Consider the following 6239-nt stretch of genomic DNA (forward strand, 5'->3'; position numbering starts at 1 on the left):
CGGTAACTACCGGCGTTTTTTTATATGGAACTTAACGTTCTATTGTTTATCCATGGCTCGCTTGATGCAAACGGCAGCGCCGCCCCAAGTGATACCTAAACCAATAACCATCATAATAATTGCGCTGATTGTCATTTTGCTGTCTCCTTGCGGTTCACTGCGTTGATCACTAGACCAAAGATAAAGAGTGCGGCGATAAGTGCCCAGCCTAAAGTTAGATCATAGCCACCGTAGCCTTCAGTAATTAGGGCGTATAGCTTGGTCGCTAAGATAATGGCGAGCATGATTGGTGTAACGAAGCGTAAGCAGATCTCGAACCATTGACCAACAGAGAAATCAGAGCGCTCGTTAACGTAATTACGTACTTCTGGCACGCGCTTCAATAGCCACGCCATCAAGACAATCTCAACCAGACCACCAACCATGATGCCAACGTTGTTTGCAAAGTGGTCTACTAGATCGAGTAGCAGCAGACCGCCATTGGTAGCAAACGCCATAGAGACAACGAAGCCAATACCAATCACAACATTTGCAGCTTTTTTACGGCTCCACTTCAGCTTGTCGATAATGGCTGAAGTTACGGCTTCCATAATTGAAATATGCGAACTTAGACCAGCAACCACCAGTGCAAAGAAGAACAGTGGACCAAGAATATATGGGGCAGGTAGTAGGTTAATTGCCGCAGGTAAAGTAACAAAAGCCAAGCCAACGCCTGCAGATACCACCTCTGTTAACGGCTTACCTTGCTCTTGAGCCATGTAACCCAATACTGAGAAGATCATGATGCCGGCTAGGATCGAGAAGCCACAGTTGATCAACACGGTCATAAACGCGTTATTCGTTATGTCCGACTTTTCTGGTAGGTAGCTAGAGTAAGCTAGCATGATGGCGAAGCCGATACTTAGCGTAAAAAAGATCTGACCATATGCCGCTGCCCATACTTTCACATCCCAAATTTTGCTGAAATCGGGTTCGAACATGTAGTTCACGCCATCTAGAGCTCCTGGCAAGAAAATCATACGTCCGATTAAGAAAATCACCATCAAGAATAGGATTGGCATCATAATTTTAGATGCTCGTTCAATTCCTGATTTCACGCCTTTGGCAATAGCGGTGTAAGTAATTGCCCAAGCAATCACCATGGATAAAGCAATCTTCCATTGAATACTGCCTAAGTCTGTTGGTGAGTTGTCACCTAGCTTTAGGTATTCACTAAAGAAAAATGCGTTGGTATCGGTTCCCCAACCTTGAGTGAACGACAACCCAAAGTAAGAAATCGACCAACCGATAACAGCCACATAGTAAACGGCAATAACTGCAGCCACACCAACTTGGAACCAGCCAAGCCATTCAAATTTAGAATGAATTTTCGCAAGTGTTTTTGGTGCCGAGCCTCGGTATTTTTGTCCCATACTGAACTCAAGGATCATAAATGGAATACCGGCAGTGATCATGGCAAAAATGTAAGGAATAAAAAATGCGCCGCCACCGTTTTCATAGGCCATGTATGGGAAACGCCAAATGTTTCCCAAACCGATAGCAGACCCAACTGCTGCTAAGATGAATCCCGCCCGGGATCCCCATTGTTCTCGCTTCATATTTGACTCCTATAAGACTCCCTGAGGAATGAAGCTCTCTACGTAACACAGTAATAATTGCGCAAATAGTTGGAAGAAAGGACCGCTGTTATCCATCAGATTTTCTATCCTTAATTCTAACTTCTTATAATTTTATAGAGCTATATTCTGGTTACTGTAAGAGAAAGTAGATTATTAATCTTAAAATTTTGATGTGTGTTTGATAAAACTGAAATATTTATCTGTTTTCACTGATCAGACTAACTTCTAATAATACTTAGCGCAATAGAATCTAAATGTTAATTCAGATGCGTTGTCTGGTTTTAATCTTGTTAAATTTGAGTTTGATTGTGGTTTTATGTGGGTGTGTGGTTGTTTGTCTGGAATAAATGACTGGGATCTAATAATTGCTTTGGTGTTTAAGACTATTTTGATTAATTAGGGCGTACGGCTATCTTTTGTGCACCTATCTAGATGATGCTTCGTTACTTTGCCAAACAATGGTGTTTAGACGATATCCTTTATCGGCTCTGTGCAGGACTCGTTCAGCGTTCTTTGTGACGCGTCCTATAAAGGAACATGCATAAAAATTAGAAGCGGAAACTAAAACCGACATTTGATTGGAATTGGTTCATCCAATCAGTATCGAACTTAATGATACAGTTTGAGCCGTCATTAGGTAGAGTACAGGCGCCAGATGTATCGTTATCAACGACCGTTCCTAACCATCTCAGTTGGGCTGTTAATGCAAAGTTCTTTGAAAATTCATATTCCAGCCCTGCAAAAGCGCTAGCCGAAAATCCGTATTTTTTGTCTACCCAATCCACATCGGCGTAAGAAGCGCCCAAACCTACACCGATATAGGTTTGCCATTTTTCTGCGACAGGATAGTACATGCTGCTTTGGAAGTGCAGATAATGGATATCTGCCGAGTTGGACAGCTTTTCAAGTTCCGTCGATTGATTGGAGTAAAACAATCCGATCCTTCCTTTTTCTAAGGGAGTCTCGACTGAAAGAGCGTAATTCACTGCGGGGTCGAGATCGTATGTATTACCACTTTCATCCTCTACTTGGCCGCCTCCTGTATAGCCTATGTATGGTGTAACGATGATATTCGCTTGTGCATTGATAGCAGTACTCATCATCATGATTCCTACTAGCCAGCTGAGTTTTTGGTTCATGCCCTATCTCCTTATTATGACTAAGCTAATTGTGATGGGTTAGTCAAAATTGCGCGACTAAATTAAGCAAATCTTGAACATATTTCACACCGGTGTTATTAATTTGTTACATATTAAGGAGGTGTTTATGGAACACGATCTAAAATCCGCATTAATCATTGTGGTGACTGTTTTTGCAGTGCTTTTGTCATTTGGCATCATTGCTATTACAACAGCTTAAGATAACCACTTTTACCAAACGTTTTAACAAAATGGCGTGAGCCTATGATACGTAACAGCGGTATAATCACAGAAAGCCATGCAGAGCTTGATGTAAAAGTTTATGAGCACTTTAGGCATGGTAAAACTGCTTTAGTCACGCAAGGTGGAGGGCAGAGAGGGATTTTTACCGCTGGCGTTTTAGACGCCTTTTTACTTTCCAACTTCGATCCTTTCGATGAATTCTATGGCACCTCTGCCGGAGCACTCAACTTATGTTCTTACTTGTGTCGTCAACATGGCATGGGCAAAGCTTTTATTACCGAGCTGACAACGTCTCCTGAATTTTTTAATCTTTTTCGCTATATCCGAAAGCAGCAGTACTTAGGTTTAGAGTGGGCATTAGAACGGATTCAAGATTTCCCATACAAGCTTGACCTTGATTTAGGGCGCAGTGCATTGGGAAAACGAGGAGCGTTTGCTGCGGTAACGAATATAGAGACGCTATCAGATCAATATCTACCAATCTTGGATGACTCGTGGTTTAACACTATGCTAGCGACGTGTGCGATTCCCAAGTTGTACCACGGACCTGTCGACGTAAATGGCAATAAGTTTGTTGATGGCGGCGTGTCTGCCTCTATCCCTGTACAAGAAGCGTGGCGTCAGAATGCTCGCAACATTATTGTCATTCGCACAGAGCCGTTTTCAGAGATTGAAGCGAGAGCCCAAAGTGAAGTAGGGGATGTGCCTGTCGAATGGTATCGGGAGTCTATCAACTCAGTACAGCAATCATGGCAGCAAAAAGTGAATCAGTGGAAGCTGGATTGGGCGTCGTTCTTCCAACAAAAAATTAATGCAGCACATCAATCGAAGCTTGCAGGGAAAATGCTGTTAAATGGAGGCCGTTGGTTGTTCGGTGCCGATAACTTGTATCGTTTAAGTCATCTGATTGGTGAGAATTTTGATTCAGGTTTAGCCGACATGCTGATGATTCATTATCAAACATTTGAGCTCACTCAGGCCTTTATATCTGCTCCACCTGACGACACTTTTATTTTACAAGTTGCGCCTAAAGAGGGACTTCGTTCTTCTTCTTTGTTAAGTGACCAAGAGTCACTAGAGCATGACTATCAACTTGGGCTTCAAGCTGGGTTTAACCTAGTTCAACTCTATGACCAGCTAGATGTTGAAATTGATGGTAGAGAGAGTGCATAAACCTTCTTACGTTCACGATGTGCGCAATATACAAAGCATATAAATAAGGCTCCATTTTCGGAGCCTTATTTGCGGGTTCTTGTGGTTAACTCTGGTTAGGTATAACGACTACGCTTGTAGAATGCGCATGCAGTTGGTTGAGCCAACAACATCCATTACATCGCCTTGAGTAATAATGACTAAATCACCTTTGTGCAAGAACCCTTGCTCTTTAAGGCTAGTAATCGCTGCTTGAGCCGTTGGTAAACCCGCATCACTTTTTGACTCGAAATATACAGGTGTCACGCCTCGGTATAATGCTGCTCGATTTAGTGTCGATTCATTCCGTGATAAGGCAAATATTGGCAAGCCAGAGCTTAAGCGAGACATCATCAACGCAGTCCTGCCGGACTCAGTTAACGAGATCATCGCTTTAATTCCTTCCATGTGATTCGCAGAGTACATGGTTGCCATTGCGATGGTTTCTTCAGCGGTTTCGAAGGTTCTATCTAAGCGATAGGTTGATAGACTTGCCTCCGACATTTTTTCTGCCCCCACACATACTTCGGCCATGGATTTGACCGTTTCTACAGGATATTTACCTGCAGCGGTCTCTCCAGAAAGCATCACCGCGTCAGTGCCGTCTAGAACCGCATTGGCCACATCCATCACTTCAGCACGCGTTGGCATTGGGCTAGTAATCATGGACTCCATCATTTGTGTCGCAGTAATCACGATACGGTTTAAACTGCGTGCGCGGCGAATCAGTTTTTTCTGGACACCTATGAGCTCAGGGTCACCGATTTCTACACCAAGGTCACCACGTGCAACCATCACCACATCGGATGCGAGAATAATGTCGTCAATAGACTCATTGGTCGCGACGGTTTCTGCTCGTTCGACTTTAGCCACTAACATGGCTTCAAGGCCTGCATCTCTGGCTAAGCGTCGAGCGTAATGCATGTCTTCGCCGTTACGCGGGAATGAAATAGCAAGGTAGTCTACTTGAATTGCTGCGGCGGTAAGAATGTCGGCTTTATCTTTCTCTGTGAGCGCATCGGCTGACAATCCGCCGCCTTTTTTGTTGATCCCTTTATTGTTGGACAGTGGACCACCGACAATCACACGGGTATGAACTTTATTACCCTCTACTTTGGTAACTTGCAGCTGAACGCGTCCATCATCGAGTAATAAAATGTCATTTGGTGAAACATCTTGCGGTAGTTCTTTATAATCTAACCCTACAGATTCTTGATTGCCTTCACCTTTTGGTAAATCACTATCTAATGTGAATTTATCGCCCACATTCAAAATGACTTGGCCGTCTTTAAACGTTGATACACGGATTTTAGGGCCTTGTAAGTCACCAAGAATTGCAACCTGACGCCCAAGTCTTGCTGCAATGGTACGGACTTTGTTCGCACGTTGAATGTGGTCTTCACTGGTTCCATGTGAAAAATTCATACGGACAACGTTTGCACCGGCTTTGATGATCTCCTCAAGTATATTGTCCTTATCCGTTGAAGGACCCAGCGTAGTGACAATTTTTGTTCGTCTTAATTTGGAAGTCATAGATTCTCCGATGAATGTGTGTGTACAGGTAACTTGAACTCTATCCTTACTTTACGCAATCGCTCTCAAGGTTAGCCTCGCTTAGCCCACACCTTAAAGCTACTTGAATATAAGTATATGCACAGAATGTTTACATTAAGAGTAACCCCGGTAAAACAGACAGATATTCGACAGGCAATGGCCTTATTGATAAAAATACGCTGCTTTAAAGGCACTACTTCATAATTTAGTGAATAAAAATAAGTTATTTTTCAAACAATTTAACAGGAGTAGATTCTTCGTTATTTGATTGAATACACAAACAAACAGGTTTATACGTGATGCTTGTCACGGGGATTTATTAATTCACTTCACAATTAGTTCGCAAAGTAAAAAAATTGTCCCGTTATAGAATTTCGGAGTGCAAGATGTACATGGCTCAACCGGGCCATATTGATCATATCAAACAGGTCAATGCTGGTCGTGTATATAAACTAATTGACCTAAAAGGTCCTATTTCTCGAATTGATTTGTC

6 protein-coding genes are annotated in these 6239 nt (G+C 42.7%); 2 read left to right on the forward strand and 4 right to left on the reverse strand.

Features of this window, described 5'->3' with window-relative positions:
* Positions 1–39 precede the first annotated feature (39 nt).
* From R7P35_RS19435 to R7P35_RS19445, 3 genes are all read right to left on the reverse strand, one after another.
* Positions 40–135 (reverse strand): MetS family NSS transporter small subunit, encoded by a 96-nt coding sequence (locus R7P35_RS19435; RefSeq protein WP_005372963.1) that lies wholly within the window; start codon positions 133–135, stop codon positions 40–42.
* Positions 132–1598 carry a sodium-dependent transporter gene (locus R7P35_RS19440; protein WP_005372966.1) on the reverse strand — a complete coding sequence of 489 codons (1467 nt, stop codon included), beginning with the start codon at positions 1596–1598 and terminating at the stop codon, positions 132–134. The genes R7P35_RS19435 and R7P35_RS19440 overlap by 4 nt, the downstream gene beginning before the upstream one ends.
* A gap of 569 nt (positions 1599–2167) precedes the next feature.
* Positions 2168–2758: an outer membrane protein gene (locus tag R7P35_RS19445; RefSeq protein WP_005372968.1), complete on the reverse strand. Its 591-nt coding sequence runs from the start codon at positions 2756–2758 to the stop codon at positions 2168–2170.
* Between the two features lie 127 nt (positions 2759–2885).
* Here R7P35_RS19445 and R7P35_RS19450 point away from each other — a divergent pair, with 127 nt between their 5' ends.
* Positions 2886–2978, forward strand: a complete 93-nt coding sequence (locus R7P35_RS19450; RefSeq protein WP_005372970.1) for a YnhF family membrane protein — start codon at positions 2886–2888, stop codon at positions 2976–2978.
* A gap of 44 nt (positions 2979–3022) precedes the next feature.
* The gene (locus R7P35_RS19455) at positions 3023–4174 is read left to right on the forward strand and encodes a patatin family protein (RefSeq protein ID WP_005372971.1); all 1152 of its coding nucleotides are present in this window, start codon (positions 3023–3025) and stop codon (positions 4172–4174) included.
* 108 nt (positions 4175–4282) lie between these two features.
* Here R7P35_RS19455 and pyk read toward each other — a convergent pair whose 3' ends face one another.
* Positions 4283–5725: a pyruvate kinase gene (gene pyk / locus R7P35_RS19460; protein ID WP_005372972.1), complete on the reverse strand. Its 1443-nt coding sequence runs from the start codon at positions 5723–5725 to the stop codon at positions 4283–4285.
* Positions 5726–6239 lie beyond the last annotated feature (514 nt).

The sequence above is a fragment of the Vibrio sp. Vb0304 genome, assembly GCF_033338995.1.
Lineage (GTDB): Bacteria > Pseudomonadota > Gammaproteobacteria > Enterobacterales > Vibrionaceae > Vibrio > Vibrio alginolyticus.